General features: G+C 42.0%; 16 protein-coding genes and 1 tRNA gene. 2 read left to right on the top strand and 15 right to left on the bottom strand.

Translation table 11 applies throughout. The annotated features are described in order from the left end of the window. Positions 1-34: 34 nt before the first annotated feature. From N483_RS04000 to N483_RS03990, 3 genes are all read right to left on the bottom strand, one after another. Positions 35-2,656: a polysaccharide biosynthesis/export family protein gene (locus tag N483_RS04000; protein ID WP_023397337.1), complete on the bottom strand. Its 2,622-nt coding sequence runs from the start codon at positions 2,654-2,656 to the stop codon at positions 35-37. Positions 2,657-2,782: 126 nt separating this feature from the next. Further along, positions 2,783-3,583, bottom strand: coding sequence for a DUF481 domain-containing protein (locus N483_RS03995; RefSeq protein ID WP_023397336.1), 801 nt, complete (start codon positions 3,581-3,583; stop codon positions 2,783-2,785). Between the two features lie 19 nt (positions 3,584-3,602). Next, complete coding sequence (locus tag N483_RS03990; RefSeq protein ID WP_023397335.1) at positions 3,603-4,418, bottom strand: mechanosensitive ion channel family protein; 816 nt, start codon at positions 4,416-4,418, stop codon at positions 3,603-3,605. A gap of 182 nt (positions 4,419-4,600) precedes the next feature. Between N483_RS03990 and N483_RS03985 the strand changes: the two genes are divergently transcribed. Further along, positions 4,601-4,676 (top strand) — tRNA-His (locus N483_RS03985). A gap of 70 nt (positions 4,677-4,746) precedes the next feature. Here N483_RS03985 and N483_RS26850 read toward each other — a convergent pair. From N483_RS26850 to secA, 6 genes are all read right to left on the bottom strand, one after another. After that, positions 4,747-4,887, bottom strand: coding sequence for a hypothetical protein (locus tag N483_RS26850; RefSeq protein ID WP_023397334.1), 141 nt, complete (start codon positions 4,885-4,887; stop codon positions 4,747-4,749). Positions 4,888-5,285: 398 nt separating this feature from the next. Continuing rightward, positions 5,286-6,572: an N-acetylglucosamine MFS transporter NagP gene (nagP, locus tag N483_RS03980; RefSeq protein WP_023397333.1), complete on the bottom strand. Its 1,287-nt coding sequence runs from the start codon at positions 6,570-6,572 to the stop codon at positions 5,286-5,288. A 209-nt stretch (positions 6,573-6,781) separates the two neighbouring features. Beyond that, on the bottom strand, positions 6,782-9,379 hold the full coding sequence (locus N483_RS03975; RefSeq protein WP_023397332.1) for a family 20 glycosylhydrolase: 2,598 nt from the start codon (positions 9,377-9,379) through the stop codon (positions 6,782-6,784). A 272-nt stretch (positions 9,380-9,651) separates the two neighbouring features. Beyond that, positions 9,652-11,715, bottom strand: coding sequence for a M13 family metallopeptidase (locus N483_RS03970; protein WP_023397331.1), 2,064 nt, complete (start codon positions 11,713-11,715; stop codon positions 9,652-9,654). Positions 11,716-11,803: 88 nt separating this feature from the next. Further along, positions 11,804-12,199 (bottom strand): 8-oxo-dGTP diphosphatase MutT, encoded by a 396-nt coding sequence (gene mutT / locus N483_RS03965; RefSeq protein WP_023397330.1) that lies wholly within the window; start codon positions 12,197-12,199, stop codon positions 11,804-11,806. A 60-nt stretch (positions 12,200-12,259) separates the two neighbouring features. Continuing rightward, the gene (gene secA, locus N483_RS03960) at positions 12,260-14,968 is read right to left on the bottom strand and encodes a preprotein translocase subunit SecA (RefSeq protein WP_023397329.1); all 2,709 of its coding nucleotides are present in this window, start codon (positions 14,966-14,968) and stop codon (positions 12,260-12,262) included. A 482-nt stretch (positions 14,969-15,450) separates the two neighbouring features. On the opposite strand from secA, the gene N483_RS03955 reads away from it, so the two are divergent. Then, positions 15,451-15,924 carry a DUF721 domain-containing protein gene (locus N483_RS03955; RefSeq protein ID WP_023397328.1) on the top strand — a complete coding sequence of 158 codons (474 nt, stop codon included), beginning with the start codon at positions 15,451-15,453 and terminating at the stop codon, positions 15,922-15,924. Positions 15,925-15,968: 44 nt separating this feature from the next. Here N483_RS03955 and lpxC read toward each other — a convergent pair whose 3' ends face one another. The 6 genes from lpxC to murC all read right to left on the bottom strand — a co-directional run bounded on the left by lpxC (position 15,969) and on the right by murC (position 22,573). After that, positions 15,969-16,892, bottom strand: a complete 924-nt coding sequence (gene lpxC, locus N483_RS03950; protein WP_023397195.1) for a UDP-3-O-acyl-N-acetylglucosamine deacetylase — start codon at positions 16,890-16,892, stop codon at positions 15,969-15,971. Positions 16,893-16,970: 78 nt separating this feature from the next. After that, a complete protein-coding gene (gene ftsZ / locus N483_RS03945; RefSeq protein WP_023397196.1) occupies positions 16,971-18,227 on the bottom strand; it encodes a cell division protein FtsZ in 1,257 nt (418 codons plus the stop codon). A 21-nt stretch (positions 18,228-18,248) separates the two neighbouring features. Next, positions 18,249-19,481: a cell division protein FtsA gene (gene ftsA / locus N483_RS03940; protein WP_023397197.1), complete on the bottom strand. Its 1,233-nt coding sequence runs from the start codon at positions 19,479-19,481 to the stop codon at positions 18,249-18,251. Continuing rightward, positions 19,478-20,257 carry a cell division protein FtsQ/DivIB gene (locus N483_RS03935; protein WP_023397198.1) on the bottom strand — a complete coding sequence of 260 codons (780 nt, stop codon included), beginning with the start codon at positions 20,255-20,257 and terminating at the stop codon, positions 19,478-19,480. The genes ftsA and N483_RS03935 overlap by 4 nt, the downstream gene beginning before the upstream one ends. Position 20,258: 1 nt before the next feature. Beyond that, complete coding sequence (locus tag N483_RS03930; protein WP_023397199.1) at positions 20,259-21,167, bottom strand: D-alanine--D-alanine ligase; 909 nt, start codon at positions 21,165-21,167, stop codon at positions 20,259-20,261. Beyond that, positions 21,167-22,573 (bottom strand): UDP-N-acetylmuramate--L-alanine ligase, encoded by a 1,407-nt coding sequence (murC, locus tag N483_RS03925; protein ID WP_216594440.1) that lies wholly within the window; start codon positions 22,571-22,573, stop codon positions 21,167-21,169. The genes N483_RS03930 and murC overlap by 1 nt, the downstream gene beginning before the upstream one ends. Positions 22,574-22,583 lie beyond the last annotated feature (10 nt).

Genomic DNA, 22,583 nt, shown 5'->3' with positions numbered 1-22,583 from the left:
TTTAAAAAACTATAAAATGAATACACTTTAATGCCTATATTCTCGCAATAGCAGCGACACCAACACCTAGCTGATAAAAGATCTGTGTTGCTGTGCTCCACAGCGTTAGGTTATCCATATGAGAGGCATCCATTGGAACAACAATCGTATCTCCAGGACCTAATTCATGTTCATTACTGACTGCAAACCAACTTGATGAATTAGGAATAAATACAGCCCCATTTGCTTTAATGACATAAATTTGGTCTTCTTTCGCTCTGTCTTTTACACCACCACTCAGCTCAAGGTATTGATCAATCGTTACACCTGATTTAAATAAGTGAGATGAAGCATAGTTAACTTCGCCAATAATAGAAATAGAATCTTGCTTTCCTGGAACATATAAAGCGTCACCGTCTTGTAAAACAACAGAATCTTTATTGTCCAGTATATTTGGTAAATCAATTACTAAGCGGCCAACAGCTTTTACACTTGCTAGATCTTTCAAAAGCATATTCATTTCGTCATAGCTGATACTATTGTTCATACCGATTGAATTCTGGAAGCTTTTAGAAGCAATATCTTTTCTAAGCTCATCGGACAGTTTTGCCAATTGAAGTTGCTCTTGCTCTTTGATTGATTCTCGTGTGAACACGGCCGCTTTTGGCTCTGCATATTCAGACAGTCCACCCGCGCGCTTGATAACATCTTGCAACGTCTCACCACGACTCACTGTATAAGTTCCAGGGAAACGAACTTCACCCTCTACTGTTACCTTATAACCATTTAGCCAGTTTGGTTGCATGAGGATGTTTAGCGTGTCTCGGCTTTGCAGTTTCATATCAAGCGCTTCCAATTCATCAATATTGACTTGAATATGTTTAAACTGCTGATCGTTTTGGTTGATAAAACGAGTAAGTTCAGCTCGCTGGGCATAAGCTGATTCTAATACACCACCTGCAGCATCAATGGCTTTTCCAACAGTAGCGTTCTTTGCAAGTGGATATACACCAGGAAAACGTACCTGACCTATTACTTCTATTGTTGCAGACTTATCAGACGACGAAGCTTGAAACTCAAGTCGTTTTAACAGCGGTTTTAGTAATTCTGTACGACTGAAAGTAGCATATTGTCCATCTTGAGGTTCTAACTCATCTTCTAGTAATTCGGCTTTTTCTAACTCAATTTGTACAACATCATCAAATGTTTGTACTTTGTTTTTGAACTCTTGATACTCAAATAAATGCCACAACTTAACTTTCTGCTGCTGAATTTTTTGCTCTTCAGTTAACGCTAAATTTGCCAGTGCTTGTTCTTCTGTCTCTCTCAATTCAAAGCGACTAAAGATATAAATCTCATCATTTTTTTGTAATGGCATATTTTTGCTTTTTAGAGCTTCAGCTAAAGAGAATTGAATAACTTCTACATCACCTAAAATCGATTTTTCACGAACTACAAGCGCATAGCTATAATCAGCTTGAGGTAATAAGTCTGATTTTAAGTTGCTTAACAGCTGGTCTACTGTCATTCCTGACTGCCACTCATATAACCCAGGCCTTACTACAGCACCAATTAAAGTGACAGAGTCAACCACTTCATCGTTAACACTTTGTACCACATAGTGGTCACCACCTTGCGGGGCGAATTCACTATCTTCTGACGAAAAATCTGCAGATACAGCAAGGTTTTTAGTGCCATTAAAAACGCGGCGAACTTGAACACGTTTAGTAAAGGCATTCTCTTTAAATCCACCAAACATTTTAACCAGTGAATCTTTGTCATCCTTTGCTGTCAGCTCAAAAATACCTTCACGTTTTACTGCACCTTCTACTGAAACTTGAGGTCCTACAGAAGGAATAAATACAACATCACCAGAACGTAAACTTACATCACCGCTAGTATCACCATTCAAAAGTAAGTCGTATAGATCTAAGGTCGCTACAGTCTTTCCTGCACGTTTGACTTGAATATTACGCAAGCTTGCGATTTCTGTCAGTCCGCCGCTAACATATAAAGCATGAGTAACCGTAGATAAAGGAGATACAGTATAGCTTCCCGGTTTGTACGCTTCACCGACCACCATGACACGCATTGAACGTAATTCAGCCATCGAAACAAACACATTTAAGCCAATCGCTTCTTTTGCAATTTTATTTGCAATTAACTTTTTTAATTCATCATATGTAAGACCAGCAACTTGCACTGGTGAAAAGTCAGGAATAGTCAATCGACCTTCGTTGTCTACAAATAAAGTGTGCGTGGTGCTTTCTTTACCATACAGATTTACGCTTACAGAATCACCATGGCCAATGATGTAGTCAGATGGTACAGATGCGATTTCAGTAGGTGCAAAAGAAGTGGGCTCGCCTGAGAATAGTTCATAACCAAAAGGTGTCAAAGGCTCTTCAGTTGGGTCAAATTCATCTTTTTGCTTTTCGGCGTCACCCTCTTCACCATTACGAGGTCTAATACTAGATTTGAAACTGTCTAAATCTTTGTTCTTATCTGTTGAATTACTGAGGCTAGACATATCAAAGCCATACTGACGTGCAAGTGCTTCTTGTTGCGCTTTAGGTAACTTTGAAAATTGTTCGATTTGCTCTGGTGTAGGCGTAAAAGCCACAGAAATAGCACTAAAACTTAGCAAAACAAAAACTAATATTCGTTTAAGAATCATCTGATTTATACACCTTGAAGCACATCAAAAATTTAAGACTGCGCATTTTACACGAGATCAAACCAATAAAAAAAGGGCCAAAGCCCTTTTTTTTGTCATATCTTTGTTACCAAACGTACCACCACGTTAAAAACTGTAAACCAGAGTCAACGATGTTTCTGTATCAGTTTTCTCTTTATCATCGTCAACCTCTGAATTATTGGTGATTTTATAGGCTACTTTCATTTGTAAAGAACCATTAACTTTTGCTAGCAATGCAGTTTCTGACTCTGTCTTCGTATTCGTATCACCATATTCTATTGCCACCACTTGGGTAAACTTTGCGTTGTCAGACAGTGTCCACTCGTAGTCAAGTTTAGCAACACCAATCGCTTCACTCTCAGTTTCTCCAGCCAAAGATTTGCCATCTTTCATTTCTGTACTGTCTTCTTGATATTCAAAACGCTTTATACCTGGCCCAATTTCAAAATCGAGGTACATATCGCTGCGCTTTACAAGCCTTAACCCGTAACCGACCGAAAATACTGTTTCGCTACGATAGGCGCCAAAATAATCAGAGTCATACGCACCGTAGATAAACAAATGACTGTGATCTTCAACTAGCTTGTAATTTCCTTGCACTGATAAAGAGTACTTTTCGTTGGTGCGCTCTTTTATTCTTTCGCCATCTTCATTTTCTATTTCATCTTCTTTGAAAATGCCGTCGACCTTATATTCGTTGCGCCAATTGTCTAAGTGGTGTTTCGCTTTGATTTCACCTTTTAGTGTCGTTGTTTCCGTATTACCGCTAGTTACGATAGCACCTACTTCACTCGTTATATCCCACTCTTTCTCTTCAACAGGCGTACTATCAGAGCTTGTTTCTTTGGCAGCTAACTGTGACGACATAGCGACTAATGCACACAGAGAGATCAGTTTTAATTTCATTCTAAAATCAACCTTATTTTCAGTTTTTTTGTAAGTGCACATCCATTTGCGGATACGGAATATTAATTTGCGCATCATCTAATGCATTTTTAATGTTTTCAAGCAAATCGAAATACGTTGGCCAGTAATCACTGGTGTTCACCCATGGTCGAACTGCAAAGTTTACGCTAGAGTCTCCCAACTCTAACACAGCCACGGTATAGCTTGGGTCATTTAAGATTCGAGATTCACCCGTCAAGATCCCCTCCAACACAGCTTTAACCTGCTTAAGGTCGGCATCATAACTAACCCCAATGACCAAATCGATACGCCTGGTCGACTCTCTGGAATAGTTTACTATCGCGCCAGACATGACAGAAGAATTGGGTATTATAATGACTTTATTGTCTGGCGTAACCAATTCTGTAGAAAAGATTTCAATCTTCCTAACACTGCCAGATTGCCCACCCGCATCAATATAGTCACCCGATTTAAAGGGTCTAAGAATAATGATGAGCACCCCAGAGGCAAAATTAGACAATGATCCCTGTAACGCCAAACCAACAGCCAACCCTGCCGCACCTAGAATAGCAATGAAAGAGGTGGTTTCCACCCCGACCTGTGACAATGCCATTAGTAATGTAGCGACAAAACCTAATGCGTAGACAATGTTAGACAAAAACACGCCAACCGCTTTATCTACTTTTCGATTGCAAATTGCCTTTTCAGTTAAGCTCGATAAAAAGCGTGTGACTCTGAGCCCTATAAAGAAAATGAGTAAGGCGAGCAGACCTTGGAGTATATAATGCGTAACCAAGTCTGAATTGTTATTGAACCAATCGAGTAATATATCCATAAAGTTTCCTGTTACTGAAATTTTTGTACAACCATTAACAACAGGTATAAATATTAGTCACAATGTGGAATTTTTCCCCAAACCGACTAAAATCTTCAAAAAAATTAAAAAAGGCTTTGCATTAAAAGAAAAGTTCTGTAATATGCGCGCCACACCCAAGAGGTGTTACACGAAACATTGTGGCGGCTGTAGCTCAGTTGGTAGAGCCCTGGATTGTGATTCCGGTTGTCGTGGGTTCGAGCCCCATCAGTCGCCCCATCTCCCTCTTATATGTTCTTATTCAGAACGAATAAGGGCAAAACAAGCCCTTAACCTAATATCTTGTTAATCAATGAACACAATTTGTTCCCGCACTATACACCGTATGTGTTGCACTTGCGCCCGCTATTTGACGAGTTAAATTAATATCTATACTCTTCTCTGTTTTGGAAATATTTTTCAACTGTTTTTTCTTAACTTGAAATTTCATTTCAATCTCCTTATGACTTTTCTATAAATTCAAGGTGCTTAATTGTAAGCTTAAAAATGATTACAATTAAGTTACAGTTTGTAAATTGAAAAATTTTCTCGAGCCAAGTCAAGAACCGTTCAAATAAGCACCTCCACTTTATACGCTCATCAACAATTACTTAACAAGCTATGTTGCACCATAACCTAGTACAAAAACACACTGAGATTAAATTCTTAGTACATCACTTAAATCAAATTTCTTTGCAAAAAAGAAAGGTTATTAGCTCTTTAAGAGCTTTTGTTCCAGAGTTCTTATCTTTGTATTGTTAGTATTATCCTGAAAACAAAAAATGCCACCTAAATTAGGTGGCATTACACACGGGATTATTTCTACTTATAAATAGAAATTCTGTTTACCTATTTCCAGCTTTTCATCTTATGACCCTTCAAGGCGTAGAAAAGTATAAAGACGTAGCAAGGAAATAAAATTAAATACGCACTTTGGCTTGAAGCTACTGTCGCTTCTGGGCCCTTAGCTAAACCCAAGAATAAAGGGCCAAATGCACCGCCAGCAATACCCATAACAAGTAGGCCTGAGCCAACGCTAGTCAATTTACCAAGCCCTGACAATGCAAGTGGCCAAATCGCAGGCCACATAATGGCATTTGCCAAACCACAAATTGCTAAAAATAGTACTGCTAAAGGCATTTCACCTGCAAATATAACATTGATTGTACTTTCTGGATTTGAAAATGCAATCGCAAAAGACAACACCATTCCAAGAATAGCTGATGATGCCAAAGCTTTTTGCTGTGATATAACACGAGGGATCAATAAAATACCCAAGATATAACCAAACACCATGAAGCCCATTGTATATGAAGTCATGACCGTATAATTATCCATACCAAAAGCCAGAGCAAATGAGCCTATTGTATCTCCTGCAATTACCTCTACAGCAACATATAAGAATAGTGCAACAACACCAAGGGCTAGATTTGGATGAGCAAGCGCTTCCCTCACAGTACCTCGTGCTCCCGACTCTTCTTCTTCAGTAATTTCAGGTAGTGGTGAAAACTTAATTGCCAATGCAAACAAACCAATAAACGCAGCTAGTCCAAGGTACGGTAATATCAGATTTTGAGCCATTGTATCTTTTTCTGCTTGACTTAAAGCAGTGTCAGAAACTTCAGTAAATCCACCCAACACTAATGCGGTAAACACGATTGGCGCGATAACACCAGCAGTTTTATTTAGGATCCCCATCAAACTAACTCGTGCAGCTGCAGACTCTTCAGGGCCTAATCTAACAATATAAGGGTTTACTGCTGTTTGTAGCAGCGTTTGAGCTATACCCATCGTAAATTGCGCAATAATAAACAAAATAAAAAGCTGTGCTTGTGCAGCTGGAATGTACAACAAAGCACTACCCATCATCATAGCGACAGATAATGCCATACCATTTTTGTAACCAATTTTCTTAATAACTTTTGCCGACGGTATTGCTGTAATCGTCACCGAAATATAAAAAGAAAACAAAACTAATGAAGCTTGAACTGAACTGAGATCAAATAGCTGCTGCAAGTAAGGCATCAGTGACCCATTTAACCAAGTCACAAAACCCAAAATAAAAAACATAGCAGCAACTATGGCCAATGGTATGGCGTTGCTTCGAGGTGTTGAATTCGACACAGTGGCTTCCATAAATTTTTACTCGTTGTTAAAAGTTTATTGTTTTTTGACGGTGCTTTCGAATTATATTCCACCATCTAATCGTCATGCCCGCCAACAAATGACAGCGCTGACATTTAACTTTACGTTAATTTTACACGTATTTCTAGTTAGAAATTATACTATTCTGGATTTAAAAAAGGGGCAAACGCCCCTACTTAATTCCAAAAGACCCAATTAAATTACTCTAAACCTGTAATTCGGCTGTATTTTTTACCAGCTAATGCTGTTCTCAAACGAATGTCAGATGGCTTTGAAACCGTCATCGGACCTGTATAAGTTTGCCACGTTTGTCCTGCATCTTGGCTCACTTCTATGGTCAAGAACGAAAACGCGCTATTTGCTAGTAACTTACCACCTTCAATCACCGCGCCTGGGACTGGTAAATTCACATTGACACCTGACGCAACGAGTTTATCTAACTCTTTAAGTGCCAGTGTCGCTGAAAACTCTTGCCAATCTGCTGCACGCAATTTTTCATTTGGCAGCTCACCTTCCCAGCTAGCTTTATGCCAAGCTCGTTCAGCTACGGTAAGTAAGCGCGGAAATATCATCGCCATCACCTGCTCTTCCGTGCGGATTGTTTCTGTCCATACCTGCCCTTGCATACCTAAAATATTGTGCGGCTTTTCTAATTTAGGTAAAGGTCGGCCAACTAGCGCTTCAAGGTTGTCAATTGCTTCACCATTACGTGTGAAATCAGCATTGGCATATACATCATCAGGCATATAGCCGAATGCTTTCTTAGTATCGGTGTATCTTGCAGCCCAATAGTACCCACGCTCTTCAGGATGTGCCTCATACGGGTGATCGAAGTAAAGATGCGTACCATGAGATAGTACAACTTGATATCCATCATTGGCTAAACGATATGCCCTATCTGCCACACCCCATTCCCAGATGTTATCCCACACATTGGCAGTAAACACTTGATTTGGAAACTCATCACGCTTAAATGGATTCACTCTGTCATACATTAAGCCATCTTCCCACGCACCTGGTGCGATACCACGCTTGGCAAAGATCTTTGCGATGCGTTGCGTAAAATAGGGCTTTAAATCCGCAGGGCCAGCAATGCCGTTGTTAGCGTCTTTGAACAGTACATCACAAGCAGGTGACTGGGTCCAAGAGCCCGCGCCAACTTCATCACCACCAAAGTGTAAATTCTCCAGTCGGGTGCCTGCTTCACGATACATACCTTGCAATTCATAAGTCACTTTTTCTATGAATGCGTAAGTAGAATCCATACAGACATTGAATGAATTATCTGTGTAATTTTGAACAGTTAAGTACTCAGACTTATCGTCAGGATCGCTTAATAAGAAAGCACGTGCTTCAGCTTCTTTACCCTGCTCCATTAACGTGTGATATCTCGCTTCCATCGCAATAATAGCTGCTCGAGCGTGACCTGGTCCCTCTATCTCTGGAATTATGTCGATATGCCTCGCTTTAGCAAATTTGAGGAGTTCGACGAAATCTTCTCGCGATAAATAGCCGTTGCCTGATCCTGACTTAAATGGACCTGTGCCTAGTTGGGTTAGCAAACATTGACGCTCTTCTAAGTCAAAACAGCGATATCCGCCTATTTCTGACAACTCAGGTAAACCCGGGATCTCTAATCGCCAGCCTTCATCATCAGAAAAGTGCCAATGAAACTTATTGAGTTTATAACGTGCCATTTGCTCAACAAGTTTAAATAATGCGTCTTTGCCGTGGTAGTTTCGCGCATTATCATAATGCATACCTCGCCAGTCATATCTCGGCGTGTCTTCAATTTCAACGTTTGGTGCAGTTACCCCGCCGTTCGACTCTTTTGAGAGCAATGCCAACAGACTTTGTATGCCATAAAATACACCAGCATTATCAACACCGACAATCTCAATTTTATCGTCATCAATTTCTAGTTTGTAGCTCCCAGAACGACTTTCATAACGTCCCTGCTCTGATTCAACTTTCAAATAGATAGTTGGAGATTCACCAGCTGGAATGTGATCTGCTTTGGCATCTAATTTTAATCCAAATTCAGAAAGATCCTCTTGGAAAACACTCACTTCTGACTTCAGTCGGCCCGCAAACCTAATTTGCCACTGCCCGTTCAATTCAGCAACACCACGATTAAAGTCGACATTCTGAGGTTTAGGGATAATTCGCTTTAGTGCCGCTTCTCTATTTACTTTGACACTATGCTGATTGTGCTCATAACGCCAAGCTGCATTAGCTATCGGAGAATAATCAAGCGGCTCATTATGTCTTTTTAGCTGATTATCACGCTCGATGGGGGCTACAAAAGCCTGCATGTCTTCAGTATCAGTATTAGCAAACACGACTGGTAGTGATTGACCTGAAACAATAAATGATCGAGGCATAAAATCCGTATAAGCGGCAATCCACGCGCCAGCCTCAAATTCGATCTTCAGCGAGCCATTTGCAGCTAACCCCGCAAATTCCGGTGTAGGAACAAAGCGGTGTAAGTCTCCATTGACATGTTCAATACGCAAACCTGCTGACGCCAAGGTCTTAATTTTTCTCACCGAATGCACATAAATCTGCCAATCGCTTTCACCTTTAGGTAGTGCGATTTTCGAGTTGTTTTTTAAAGAGATGGAGCCAATAAAACTGCCTGCACCACCATGAAAGTTATTTTCAACCGCGAAAGTGAGTTGCGTGTCTTTAGCAAAGGCATCAAGCTGTGATTGAGAAAGCATTGCGCTCGCCCCCCACGAGGACGTGATCAGGGTCGTCGCAAACATATGCGCCAGCATGTTTTTTCGTAGATTCATATTCGCTCCTAAAGGCTATTCCTTGAAACCACATTCTAGCAAAAGCTACTCGTCGCTGCCGCGCATACTGAATTATACGACTTTATGGTATAGCGTTACTGCAGACGATTGACGCGACTCAAGGGAATAATACTAACCAACTTATTGTTAGCTTTTCATCATATCGAAGAAAAAATGACAGCGCTATCAAATTTTATAAAAGCCCGTTTATTCCACAAAAAAACCCGCTCAAGATTTACTAGGAGCGGGCTTTTGTTAACGTGTACTTAGTATTACCAGATCTTTACTCGTTCCTCTGGCTTTATGTACATACCGTCACCTTCTTTCACATCAAAGGCTTCATGAAACTGCGGCATATTAGATAAAATACCGATCACGCGATATTCACTTGGCGAGTGAGAGTCTGTCATTAAGCGGTTTCTGAGCTCTTCGTCACGGTATTCTCTGCGCCAAATCTGCCCCCAGCCCATAAAGAATCGCTGTGAGCCGGTATACCCATCAATTTCAGGGGCCTCTTTGCCTTGCAAAGACAATTTATAGGCTTTATAGGCAACGGTTAAACCACCTAAATCACCAATGTTTTCACCGAGAGTCAGTTCACCATTAACATGGGCATCATCGAAAGGCTTATAACCATTGAACTGATCAATGAGTTGTTTTCCGCGGGCCTCAAACTGAGATAAATCACTATCACTCCACCAGTTTCTTAAATTTCCATCGCCATCATACTTAGCGCCTTGGTCATCAAAGCCGTGGCCAATTTCGTGTCCAATTACTGCGCCAATCGCACCATAATTTACGGCATCATCCGCTTCTAAGTTAAAAAATGGCGGCTGTAAAATAGCAGCAGGAAAAACGATTTCATTATTTACTGGGTTGTAATATGCGTTCACTGTTTGCGGCGTCATGTACCACCTTGAACGATCTACAGGCTTGCCAACTTCATCGATCATTGCTTGATATGACCACTGGTTGTAACGAACATAGTTACCCACCAAGTCATCGGCATTAATTTCCAGTTTAGAGTAGTCACGCCACTTGTCTGGATAACCGATTTTCGGAGTAAATTTTTTGAGCTTCGCTTTTGCAGCAACTTTTGTCTCTGCACTCATCCAATCTAAGTCATCAATCGACTTATCGAAACCAAGGATCAAATTGTCAACCATTTCACGCATTCGAGCTTTGGCCTCTGGCGGAAAGTGCTCTTTGACATAAATTTTGCCGAGTAGCTCTCCTAGCACATCATTGCTGGCATCTGCTGCTTTTTTCCACATCGGCGATTGTGCTTCCAAACCGCGTAAAGTCTTTCCATAAAAGTCAAAGTGTAAATCCACCAACTTGCGTTCAAGTAAATCTGCAAAATTACTTACAAAATGGAAAGTCAAATATGCGCGCCATACTTCAACGTCAGTGTTTTGAATGATGTTTGATAATTGGCTAAAATAGGAAGGTTGAGAGACAACCAACTCCTCAATTTTAATACCCAGTGCATCGAAATAATCCGCGACATCAAACCCAGCCATTTGTTGGTTTAGTTCACCGACTTTAAGTTTATTATATGTTTTTGATGCATCACGACTATCAACACGACTCCATTGCGCCTGTGCTATTTTCGTCTCAAGCTCTAATATCTGCTTAGCGGCTTGTTCAGACTGCTGCTCATTGTATCCAAACTCAAATAAAATATTGGTAATATAATTTTGATATGCCGCTTTTGTTTTACTGAATTTCTCAGATTCTGTCAGGTAAAAATCCCTATCAGGTAACCCTAAGCCAGCTTGGTACAGATACAAAGTGTTAATGGTAGAGTTTTTTGCATCGTTGTGAACATACCAAGAAAAAGGAGTCGTGCCACCTTGCAATTGCAATTTGGCAATCAATGCCGGTAACTGAGACTTATTTTTTAAGGCTTTTATCGGTTCTAAATATTCATCAAGCGCCGAAACACCTATTTCTTCTCGCGCGAGCTCATCTATATAACTTTTATAAAATGCACCCAATTTGTATTCGTCGCTTCCCGGAGCTGCCGAAGGGTTGTTGGCAGCACTTTCTAAGATCACCTTGAGTGCAGCCTTTGATTTCTCATTTAGCTCAGTAAAAGATCCGTAATTTGATTTATCAGCAGGGATTTCAGTTCTTTCAAACCACTTACCATTCACATGCCTATAAAAGTCATCTTGAGGACGAACGGATGAGTCTATATTTTCGAGCTCAATGCCCGAAATTAACGTTTGTTGCTGTACGATTTCTTGAGTTTGCTCTGTTTGTGGCTGCTCACTACAGCCAACAAGGCCCAGTGCCAGGGCCACACCAATTGCCGCGAATGTTTTACGCATATATGTCGGCTCCTTTTAAATCATATATGAATCATACCTTGCAGCAATACAGATTAAAATCCAAGGCACTTAATTCATTTGTAACTGCTTATTTTGACGTTGCCAAAGCATCAATAATGGCCACATTAGCTGATGGAAAATCAAGGGCTTTAAGCTGTTCAAAGTTGACCCATTGACTTGGTTGCCCTTCTAGCCCTGTGGCTTCACCAGAGAACGCTTTCACGACATGTACAACAAGACAGACTTGCTTATCACCATAATCATGCTCAATAGTAATTAAGTGCTCCGAGCGTTCAACTTGAATACCTATTTCCTCGGCGAGCTCTCTTGAAAGCGCCTGCTCAACACTTTCATTGTCTTCCACTTTTCCACCCGGAAACTCCCAGAGTCCACCTTGGTGTTGCTCATCACTTCGCTTACAGACAAAGTACTGTGCTTGTTTTTCAATCACACCAACTGCAACATTGACTACTTTTTTAGTCATCTTTTTACCCCATAAAAAAAGCGACCTTTAGGCCGCTTTTGTATTAATTTCAGTGTACGCCTAGCTTAGTTTACCGCAACACTGTTTATATTTCTTACCTGAACCGCACGGACACGGCTCATTGCGGCCAACTTTAGGTTCCGCTCTCGCAGCAACCGCTGCGCCTTGCGGAGCCTCACCGCCGACTTTTTCAGCTTCTTCATGCTGATATTGTCTTGGCATTTGTTCGCTACGACGATGCTGCTCTTCAACTTTCTCAACATCTTCTTCGGCGCGCACCTGTACTTTGCTCAGTACACCAACCACATCAACTTTAAGCGTTTCAAGCATATTAGAGAACAGTTCAAATGACTCACGTTTATACTCTTGCTTAGGGTTTTTCTGTGCATAACCACGTAGGTGAATACCTTGACGCAGGTGATCCATTGCAGCCAAGTGATCCTTCCAATGTTGATCCAAGCTTTGTAGCATGACTGCTTTTTCAAAATGACGCAGTACTTCAACACCAACTTGTTCTTCTTTTTGCTTGTATGCAGCTTCGGCCTCTTCGATGATACGCTCACGTAGTGACTCTTCATACAATTTGCTGTCTTCTTCAAGCCATTTACCAATTGGTAAGTCCAACAGTAGGTCGGCTTTTAAGCGCTCTTCTAAACCTGGGATATCCCACATTTCAGCCAAGCTTTGCGGTGGAATAAAGCGGTCAATCGTGCCATTGAGTACATCGCTACGAATAGCGTTCACTGTTTCTGAGATATCGCCTTCTTCCAGTAGCTCGTTACGCTGCTCATAAACAACTCGACGCTGATCGTTTGCTACATCATCGTACTCTAGTAACTGTTTACGAATATCAAAGTTACGCGCTTCCACTTTGCGTTGTGCGTTTTCTATTGCTCGGTTTACCCATGGGTGCTCAATTGCTTCGCCGCGTTGCATACCTAGTTTGCGCATCATTGTTGTCATACGCTCACCAGCAAAAATACGCATTAATGCATCATCCATAGACAGGTAAAAACGGCTTGAACCTGCATCCCCTTGGCGACCAGAACGACCACGTAGCTGATTATCAATACGTCGTGATTCATGGCGCTCGGTACCAATGATATGTAAACCACCGGCGTCTAGTACTTTATCGTGAAGCTCTTTCCATTTTGCTTTAGCCTCTGATATTTGCTCTTCACTTGGGTTGTCAATTTTTGCAATATCATTTTGCCAGTTACCACCTAGTACGATATCCGTACCACGGCCCGCCATGTTTGTAGCGATTGTAACATTCCCCGGTAAACCAGCATCAGCGATGATGTCAGCTTCTTGCGCATGGAACTTAGCATTAAGGACATTGTGCTCAATCTTTTCTTTACGTAAAAAGTGAGATAGATATTCAGAACTTTCAATTGAAATAGTACCAACAAGAACAGGCTGTCCTCGCTTTTGGCAGTCTCTAATATCGGCCAAAATTGCTTCAAACTTTTCTTCTTGAGTCAGGTAAACCAAATCTGCACGATCATCACGTATCATCGGCTTATTGGTAGGGATAACTACAGTATCTAAGCCATAGATTGACTGAAATTCAAATGCTTCAGTATCTGCTGTACCCGTCATGCCCGATAGTTTGTCATATAGACGGAAGTAATTTTGGAATGTGATCGAAGCAAGAGTTTGGTTTTCATTTTGAATACGAACCCCCTCTTTGGCTTCTACAGCTTGGTGTAGACCTTCTGACCAGCGACGGCCTTCCATTGTACGGCCCGTGTGTTCATCAACAATAATAACTTCATTATCTTTAACCACATAGTCGACATCTTTTTGATACAACTTATGTGCACGTAGCGCCGCATAAATATGGCTTAATAACGTGATGTTACCTGCTGAATACAAAGAATCGTCTTCTTCAATCAAACTGTGCTTAATCAACAGTTCTTCGACTTTAACCTGACCACGCTCGGTTAAATGGGCCTGCTTTGATTTTTCATCAATTGTGTAATCACCATCGCCTTCAACGCCTTCTTCATCTTCTTTTTCTTGTTGAATAAGCTCAGGGACGATTTTGTTGATCTGGGTATAAAGTTCAGAGCTGTCTTCTGCCGGACCTGAAATGATCAGCGGTGTTCTTGCCTCATCAATTAAGATCGAGTCAACTTCATCCACAACCGCATAATGCAATGGGCGCTGTACACGTTCTTCAATGCTAAACGCCATGTTATCACGCAGATAATCGAAGCCAAACTCATTGTTTGTACCGTACGTGATATCAGCTGCATAAGCTTCTTTTTTCTGTGCAGGCATCATACCTGGAATATTACAGCCTACACTCAGGCCTAAAAACTCAAATAACGGGCGGTTATTTTCAGCATCACGCTTTGCCAGATAATCATTCACGGTGATCACGTGGACACCTTTACCTGTTAAACCATTAAGGTATGCAGGCAAGGTTGCTGTCAGTGTTTTACCTTCACCAGTACGCATCTCAGAAATACGGCCTTGATGCAAAACCATACCACCTATCATTTGCACGTCAAAATGACGCATTTCAAAGACGCGTTTTGAGGCCTCACGAACAGTAGCGAATGCTTCAGGAAGTAATTCGTCTAAGCTGGTTCCTTGCTCAAATCTTTGTCTAAACTCTGCTGTTTTTGCTTTTAGTTGTTCATCAGATAGCTTGCTATACTGCTCTTCCAAAGCATTAACTAAAGCGACCGTTTTGCGTAAATTTTTGATCATCCGGTCGTTACGGCTACCAAAAATCTTGGTAAAAATTTTAGTTATCATGTTTAAACCATTTCAATCTTATGTTTGTAAGCCCGTGCATTCGCGTATTCCCAAAAGGCTTACTAAGTCCTGTTGGCGACAAAGTCGAATTTGTGCTGTGTGCCGAGTTAATTTTATACCCTATCATACCAGACTATGCGCATCTGCAAACCACCTAAGCGAAAACTGTTCCTATTTAATAACATGTCTATCGCAAGGGGGGTTCAGAATACACGTAATTACGCATATGGTCACTCTATAATATCCTTCGGATATGACGGTATTGTTTGTCATTTATGCAGATATGGGGATAGCTGCTCTAAACTTCAAGTCGAATATACAGAACAAGACTGCCCTATATTAGATATCGACATTTCGAATGCGACTAAGCATTACCCTAGCGTAAAATTAAGGTAAAATAGAGCAGGTGGAAATATTGCAATGGCCTTTGCTAGGTGTAATGTTAAATAAGCGCAAACTATATACTATATAGAGGAGACGGTATGGCTAAAAATAGATTTGACCCTAAATCGCTCTCTGAGTTGGCACCTAAGTGGTCTAACAAATTATCCAACTATGTCGAAAAAGCGCAAGATATTGCAGCGTTACAAGCACCTTTGAATAAGGCATTGGGACCAATTCTGAGTAAAAAGTGTCGTGTTTCTAATTATAGTCAAGGTACTTTACACATCGAAGCAGCTTCCGCAACATTGGCTACTCGCCTTGGTTATCTCAAAATGGAAATCTTGTCGGAATTCAGACAATCAGGCTTTCATGATTGCAGCCAAGTGAAAATCACCGCCACCCCAGAAGCTCAACAACGGTTATCAAAACGTGTCGTCGAGTCTAAAAAGCCCGCCTCCCAACAACACCGTTTGAGTGAATCTACTGCGCAGCAACTCACAATGCTGGCCGACGCAGCTCCTGCTGGGCTTAAAGAAAAACTTTTAAAATTGGCAAAACACGCCAACAAATAATTGCTGAAGCAATCTAAAAAAAATGACGCTTTCGCGTCATTTTTTTATGCTGTTGCTGTTTGTTGTCCAGCTTCCAAACCAGGTGCTGGCATGGTAACAGGCTCGTCAAAGCTAACCCACTCCCACGCTTGTTCATTTGCCATGACCTCGCGCAGTAGTTTATTGTTTAAACCGTGACCAGATTTATAACATGTCACTTTGCCTAAAATGTTGTGACCCGTCATAAACAAATCACCCACACAGTCTAATATTTTGTGCTTTACAAACTCATCTTTGTAACGCAGACCATTTGGGTTTAGCACTTTAAAGTCATCTAATACAACAGCGTTATCCATGCTCCCGCCAAGCGCTAGGTTATTGGCATGCATATACTCAATATCTTTCATAAAACCGAAAGTACGCGCTCGACTAATTTCTTGCGTGAAGCTTTGTGCAGTAATATCCAGACCAATGCGTTGACGACTTGCATTAATTGCAGGGTGATCAAATGCAATTTCAAAATCGATATGGAACCCGTCATACGGCTCGATTTCAGCCCATTTGTCACCGTCTTCAACACGTACAGTTTCTTTGATACGAATAAATCGTTTCGCTACATTTAACTCAGCAATACCGCCTTTTTGGATCAAATATATAAATGGTAATGCACTACCATCCATAATTGGTACTTCGGCACTGTCTAGTTCAACGATAAGATTATCGATACCTAAAGCTGCGACCGCCGCAATTAAATGCTCAGTCGTAGAAAGGCGAACACCATCTTTATTAGTTAAACAAGTACACAATTGCGTATCACCCACAGCTTCAGGAGTTGTCTCGAAATCGACAACAGGGTCTAGATCTACGCGACGAAATACAATACCAGTATTTGCGCTCGCAGGTCGGAGAGTGATCGTGACCTTTTCACCTTTGTGTAAACCTACACCTGTGGCTTTAACAACTTCTGCAATTGTACGTTGTTTAATCATATATTCGCCCACTTTAAGTTAGATAGACCGCGGAGTGTATCACATATAACACCCCTTGCCAATCGGTCATTTTTTATCCTAGTCTGACTGCTTTCTCAAAAACGCTGGGATATCGAAATAGTCACCTTTTTCTTTTTCACCAGTTTCTTTTGGTTGCTCAGTCGTTTTAATTGTCTCTTTGGTCTGTATTGTGTTGGGCTCTGCGCTAAACCCTGCACCTGTATCACTGCTAGGCTGTGATTCAACAGGCTTATTGCCCGCACCGCCAAAGCTTGGCACAAAGTCATCGTTAGTATGACTTGGGCCATGAGTCCCAGTTGCAGCTTGTCCAGCAAGACCTTGAATGCCTTTATCGACAATGCCAAACTGAGGTTTACGTTCGCCACCAAGGCCCGTGGCCACAACAGTAACGCGTAATTCGTCACTCATTTCAGGATCAATAACTGCACCTACCACCACTGTTGCATTTTCAGACGCCAGTGCCTTGACGTGGTTACCCACCACTTCAAACTCTTCAATGGTGATATCCATACCAGCGGTAATATTAACCAAAATACCTTTTGCACCTGTCAAATCCACATCTTCAAGCAGCGGGCTTGAAATAGCAGCTTCAGCAGCTTCTTGTGCGCGATCTGGACCAGATGCTGCTGCGGTACCCATCATGGCAGTACCCATTGCCGACATTACCGTTCTTACATCAGCAAAGTCGACGTTAATCAGACCTGAACGGGTAATTAATTCTGCAATACCTTGCACCGCGCCATAAAGAACATCGTTAGCTTTTGCAAATGCGTCTAATAATGTAGTCCCTTTGCCAAGTACTTTCAGTAACTTGTTGTTAGGAATTGTAATAAGTGAATCTACAATTTCAGACAACTCTCCGATCCCATGATCGGCTGCTGCCATACGCTTTTTACCTTCCAAGTCAAAAGGACGCGTAACAACGGCAACGGTCAAAATCCCCAGCTCTTTGGCGACACGCGCAACCACAGGTGCAGCACCAGTACCTGTACCGCCACCCATACCTGCGGCGATAAAGACCATATCAGCACCTTCGAGGCTCGCTTTAATCGTTTCAACGTCTTCTTCAGCTGCACTTTTACCAACTTCTGGGTTAGCACCTGCCCCTAAGCCTTGCGTAATTTGCGTACCAAGCTGGACAGTGACATCCGCAGATGACTTTCTTAACGCTTGCGCGTCAGTGTTGGCAACAATGAAGCGTACACCTTCTATTTCTTGCTTTACCATGTGCTCAACGGCGTTGCCACCGCCGCCGCCAACACCAATTACTTTAATTACGGCTTCTTCGCCGTGTTGCTCCATAATATCAAACATCTTCACTCTCCGACTTGAGCTTTAAAACTCACCTTGAAACCATTTAGTTACTCGGCTCCACCAACCTTCTTCGGCATCTACTTTCGCCTTTTGTGCATTTTTGGCTTGCAGCGTACGGCCGTATTGTAACAAACCTACCGCTGTTGCATATGCCGGATCATCAACATAATCTGTTAATCCTGTGATCCCAACAGGCTTTCCTATCCTTACGGGCATTTGAAAGATGTCTTCTGCAACTTCCAAAGCCCCTTTCATTTTGGCGCTGCCACCGGTCATGACAACACCTGCCGCAATTTGGTCTTCAAAACCAGAGCGACGAATTTCTTCTTGAACTAACTCAAACAGCTCTCTAAATCTCGGCTCAACTACCTCAGATAAGGTATGACGAGACATGATCCGAGAGGGCCGTCCGCCTACGCTTGGCACTTCAATTGTTTCTTCAACACTGGCCATTTGACTGCTAGCAAACGCGTATTGTACCTTCAAAGACTCAGCATGTGAGAGTGGCGTTCTAAATATTTTTGCAATATCTCCGGTAACTTGGTTACCGGCAACAGGAATTACTGCCGTATGACGCAGCGCGCCATTTACATAAATGGCAATATCCATAGTACCGCCACCGATATCTACTACAGCAGCCCCCAGCTCTTTTTCATCTTCTGTCAAAACTGAGTAACAAGAAGCTAAAGCTGTAAAAGTGAGCTGATCAACTTCAAGCCCGCATCGCTCTACGCACTTTTCTATATTCTTAGCCATGTCATTGGAGCAAGTAATAATATGTGCTTTCGCTTCCATCCTTACTCCACTCATACCAAGCGGGTTTTTGATCCCCTCTTGCATATCAATGCTGTACTCTTGCGGCAACGAATGCAGCATTTTGCGCTCTGCCGAAATAGGCACAGACCGAGCAATATGGATAACATTTGCAATATCATCATCTGTGACTTCTGTGTTATTAATTGCAACTACACCACTTTCGTTTTGGCATTGAATATGTTTACCCGAAATACCCAGATACACCGAGCTAATTCTGCAATCTGCCATTAATTCGGCTTCATCAATTGCACGTTTAATCGAATCAGATACCAAATTAAGATCGTTGACTCCGCCCTTATCCATACCGTGCGCAACTTGGTTACCAACGCCAACAATACTTAATTGATTATCGGATGTGATCTCACCGACGGTAGCAACTACTTTTGCAGTACCTACATCGAGTCCTATCACTAAGTTTCTTTCTGCTGACTTGGTCATGCTTTACTCTTTTCTTTTTTCTCATGTACCTGGGGGTATCTCCAACTTACCGCCAGCCCTGTATCATAACGCAAATCGATCACATCAAGCAGTGCACCTTCGGGTCTTTTTAAAAGCGGATACACGTCAATGAATCTTTGCACTCTCTTTGCTTTTTCTTCTCTGCCTAAATTTAGTTCGATGCCATTTTTTAACCATAACTGCCAAGCAAACCGCTCGGAAAGCGCCAAACTAGTCAACTCGAATGAATTGACTGCCAACATGGCCTTCAATTGCAAAAACGTTTCCCAAGCTTCACCTTCACTTCCCTCGGGGCCATACAACTGAGGTAAGTTAGTAGATAACTTAGTGCTATTAGCTTGAAATATGACGCCATCCGCATTTAGTAGTGAATCACTATTCCAAAATGCGACGGGTTTATGCTCAACAACATAAACCTGAATTGTGTCAGGCCACTGCTTACGCACAGACACAGATGCAACCCAAGGTAAATCCTTAACGGCAGCCTGAACCGCTTTCACATTTAATTGAAAAAAGCTGGTTAAGTCTGTTCGTTTTATCGCTTCAACAATGTCGTGTTCCTCAGTGTAAAAAGGATCTCCCAACACGGTTAACGTTTTAATCTGCGCATCTCGGTGCTCGACCAACCAGTCGCTGACCCAAAACACACTGCGCACTAAAAAAAACAACACACCTAGAAAAAAGCCAACACCAAGTATCGCAGACCAATTCAATCTGCCGACTTTCGTAAACGCTTTTTTCATATTTGGGCGCATATTATAACGTTTGCTCTAAAATGCGAACGACTAACTGTTCAAAGCTAATATCTTGTGCTTTTGCCGCCTTAGGTACCAAAGAAGTCTCCGTCATGCCTGGTACAGTATTTACTTCAAGTAAATAAAACTGTCCATTTGCATCTTGCATTGCATCAACACGCCCCCAACCGCTAGCACCAACCAACTCGAATGCATGTAACGACATCACTTGCAATTGCTCAGTATAAGCGGGTGTTAACTCTGCTGGGCATATGTATTCTGTTGTCGTTTCTTTATACTTTGCTTGATAATCGTAAAACCCACGTGGAGTACGCATCTCAATAACAGGCAACGGTTGCCCATCTAAGATAGCAACTGTAAATTCTCGCCCTTCTATCCACTGTTCTACTAGCACTTGATTATCAAACTTAAACGCTGCATTCAAAGCTTCTATTAATGATGTTTCATCGTGTGCCTTCGCCATACCAACGCTCGACCCTTCGTGGCTCGGCTTTACCATGACTTGACCTAATTCTTTAATAATAGCTTTGGCATCATAGCCACTATGTTTATCAACAACCGCATATTTTGCCGTGCTCAACTTAGCCGATTCAAATAGATGCTTGCAACGAATTTTATCCATTGCCAATGCACTTCCCAGTACACCGCTACCAGTGTAAGGGATGCCCATAAACTCAAGAGCACCTTGCACTGTACCATCCTCACCACCTCTGCCGTGCAAAGCGATAAAAACACGCTTTACATTGAGCGCGGTTAGTTCCGAGATATTGCGCTGTGCAGGATCAAAGGCGATCACATCAACCCCTTGGCTTTTTAGTGCTGCGACAATCGCATTACCTGAGGCCAAAGAGACTTCTCGTTCAGCTGAACTACCGCCTAGTAAAACAGCAACCTTTCCAAATTTACTCATTAACTCTCCGCTCTTAACTTTTGCTTGGATAGTTCTGTCGCGGCTAATTGCTTCACGATCTGACCTATGTTACCTGCACCTTGAGTGATCACTAAATCATTGTCTTCTATCACATCCGCCAACACAGTCATCAATTCTTCGTGCTGGGCCACATGGATAGGTTCAACTCCTCGCTGACGTAAACTCCTGCACAAAGCTTTACTATCTGCACCAACAATGGTCGATTCACCAGCAGCATAGACATCTAATAAGATCAATTGATCAACTTCCGCGAGCACTTTAACAAACTCTTCATAAAGATCACGAGTACGCGTATATCTATGTGGTTGATACAGCATTACTAACCGCTTATCAGGCCAACCGGCACGCGCAGCTTCAATTGTCACAGCCACCTCAGATGGATGATGACCATAATCATCGACTAACATCACTTCACCAGAATCATTTGTAAACGTACCGTAGTGCTGGAAGCGTCGCCCGATACCTGCAAACTCTTTTAAAGCAACTTGGATAGCACTGCTATCAATATCGTGATCTTTTGCTATTGCGATGGCAGCCGTCGCATTAAGTGCATTGTGTTTACCTGGCATATTTAGCGTGATCTCAACGCTTGAACCAGATTTATGCAATACCGTGAAGCTGCAACTCTCCACGTTTTGCACATAGTCGGTCATTCGATAATCCGCATCTTCGCTCTCACCATAAGTAATTGTTGGCCTTGCAAATCGTGGCAACAGCTCTCTAACCACTGGCGAATCAATACACACAACTGCCAATCCGTAAAACGGTAAGTTATGAATAAAATCAACGTAGGTATCTTTGAGCTTTTCAAAATCACCACCATACGTATCCATATGATCTGCTTCAATATTGGTGATCACGGAAGCCATTGGTTGTAAATGCAAAAAAGAAGCATCACTCTCATCAGCTTCGGCAATGAGTACGTCGCTACTGCCCACTTTAGCGTTACTTCCTGCGCTATTTAGCAACCCACCAATAATAAATGTTGGATCTAACTTAGCTTCAGCAAAAATACTTGCGACTAGGCTAGTTGTTGTTGTTTTTCCGTGAGTACCAGCCACCGCAATTCCGTGCCTAAAACGCATTAACTCAGCGAGCATTTCAGCACGCCTTACAACCGGAATACGTGCCTGCTGAGCGGCCATGATCTCAGGGTTGTTTGTATCAATTGCACTGGAGACCACCACCACATCAGCATCAGTTACATTAGCCGCATCGTGACCTATAAAAATCTCAGCACCAATTTTTAACAGCCTTTCTGTCATCGCATTTTGTGCAATGTCTGAGCCTGTGATCCGGTACCCTTCATACGCCAACACTTCTGCTATACCGCCCATACCAGCACCACCTATTCCAATAAAGTGAATGGTGTTGATTCGTCTCATAGCACGGCGA

The organism is Pseudoalteromonas luteoviolacea NCIMB 1944, from assembly GCF_001625565.1.
Lineage (GTDB): Bacteria > Pseudomonadota > Gammaproteobacteria > Enterobacterales > Alteromonadaceae > Pseudoalteromonas > Pseudoalteromonas luteoviolacea_F.
The sequence above is the reverse complement of the archived record's forward strand: the minus strand, read 5'-3'. Positions and strand labels throughout refer to the sequence as shown.

What these genes read in the sequence shown, in the direction of transcription:
- N483_RS04000 (WP_023397337.1), bottom strand. Translation starts at nt 2,656, where the DNA reads ATGATTCTTAAACGAATATTAGTTTTTGTTTTGCTAAGTTTTAGTGCT.
- N483_RS03995 (WP_023397336.1), bottom strand. Translation starts at nt 3,583, where the DNA reads ATGAAATTAAAACTGATCTCTCTGTGTGCATTAGTCGCTATGTCGTCA.
- N483_RS03990 (WP_023397335.1), bottom strand. Translation starts at nt 4,418, where the DNA reads ATGGATATATTACTCGATTGGTTCAATAACAATTCAGACTTGGTTACG.
- N483_RS26850 (WP_023397334.1), bottom strand. Translation starts at nt 4,887, where the DNA reads ATGAAATTTCAAGTTAAGAAAAAACAGTTGAAAAATATTTCCAAAACA.
- nagP (WP_023397333.1), bottom strand. Translation starts at nt 6,572, where the DNA reads ATGGAAGCCACTGTGTCGAATTCAACACCTCGAAGCAACGCCATACCA.
- N483_RS03975 (WP_023397332.1), bottom strand. Translation starts at nt 9,379, where the DNA reads ATGAATCTACGAAAAAACATGCTGGCGCATATGTTTGCGACGACCCTG.
- N483_RS03970 (WP_023397331.1), bottom strand. Translation starts at nt 11,715, where the DNA reads ATGCGTAAAACATTCGCGGCAATTGGTGTGGCCCTGGCACTGGGCCTT.
- mutT (WP_023397330.1), bottom strand. Translation starts at nt 12,199, where the DNA reads ATGACTAAAAAAGTAGTCAATGTTGCAGTTGGTGTGATTGAAAAACAA.
- secA (WP_023397329.1), bottom strand. Translation starts at nt 14,968, where the DNA reads ATGATAACTAAAATTTTTACCAAGATTTTTGGTAGCCGTAACGACCGG.
- N483_RS03955 (WP_023397328.1), top strand. Translation starts at nt 15,451, where the DNA reads ATGGCTAAAAATAGATTTGACCCTAAATCGCTCTCTGAGTTGGCACCT.
- lpxC (WP_023397195.1), bottom strand. Translation starts at nt 16,892, where the DNA reads ATGATTAAACAACGTACAATTGCAGAAGTTGTTAAAGCCACAGGTGTA.
- ftsZ (WP_023397196.1), bottom strand. Translation starts at nt 18,227, where the DNA reads ATGTTTGATATTATGGAGCAACACGGCGAAGAAGCCGTAATTAAAGTA.
- ftsA (WP_023397197.1), bottom strand. Translation starts at nt 19,481, where the DNA reads ATGACCAAGTCAGCAGAAAGAAACTTAGTGATAGGACTCGATGTAGGT.
- N483_RS03935 (WP_023397198.1), bottom strand. Translation starts at nt 20,257, where the DNA reads ATGCGCCCAAATATGAAAAAAGCGTTTACGAAAGTCGGCAGATTGAAT.
- N483_RS03930 (WP_023397199.1), bottom strand. Translation starts at nt 21,167, where the DNA reads ATGAGTAAATTTGGAAAGGTTGCTGTTTTACTAGGCGGTAGTTCAGCT.
- murC (WP_216594440.1), bottom strand. Translation starts at nt 22,573, where the DNA reads ATGAGACGAATCAACACCATTCACTTTATTGGAATAGGTGGTGCTGGT.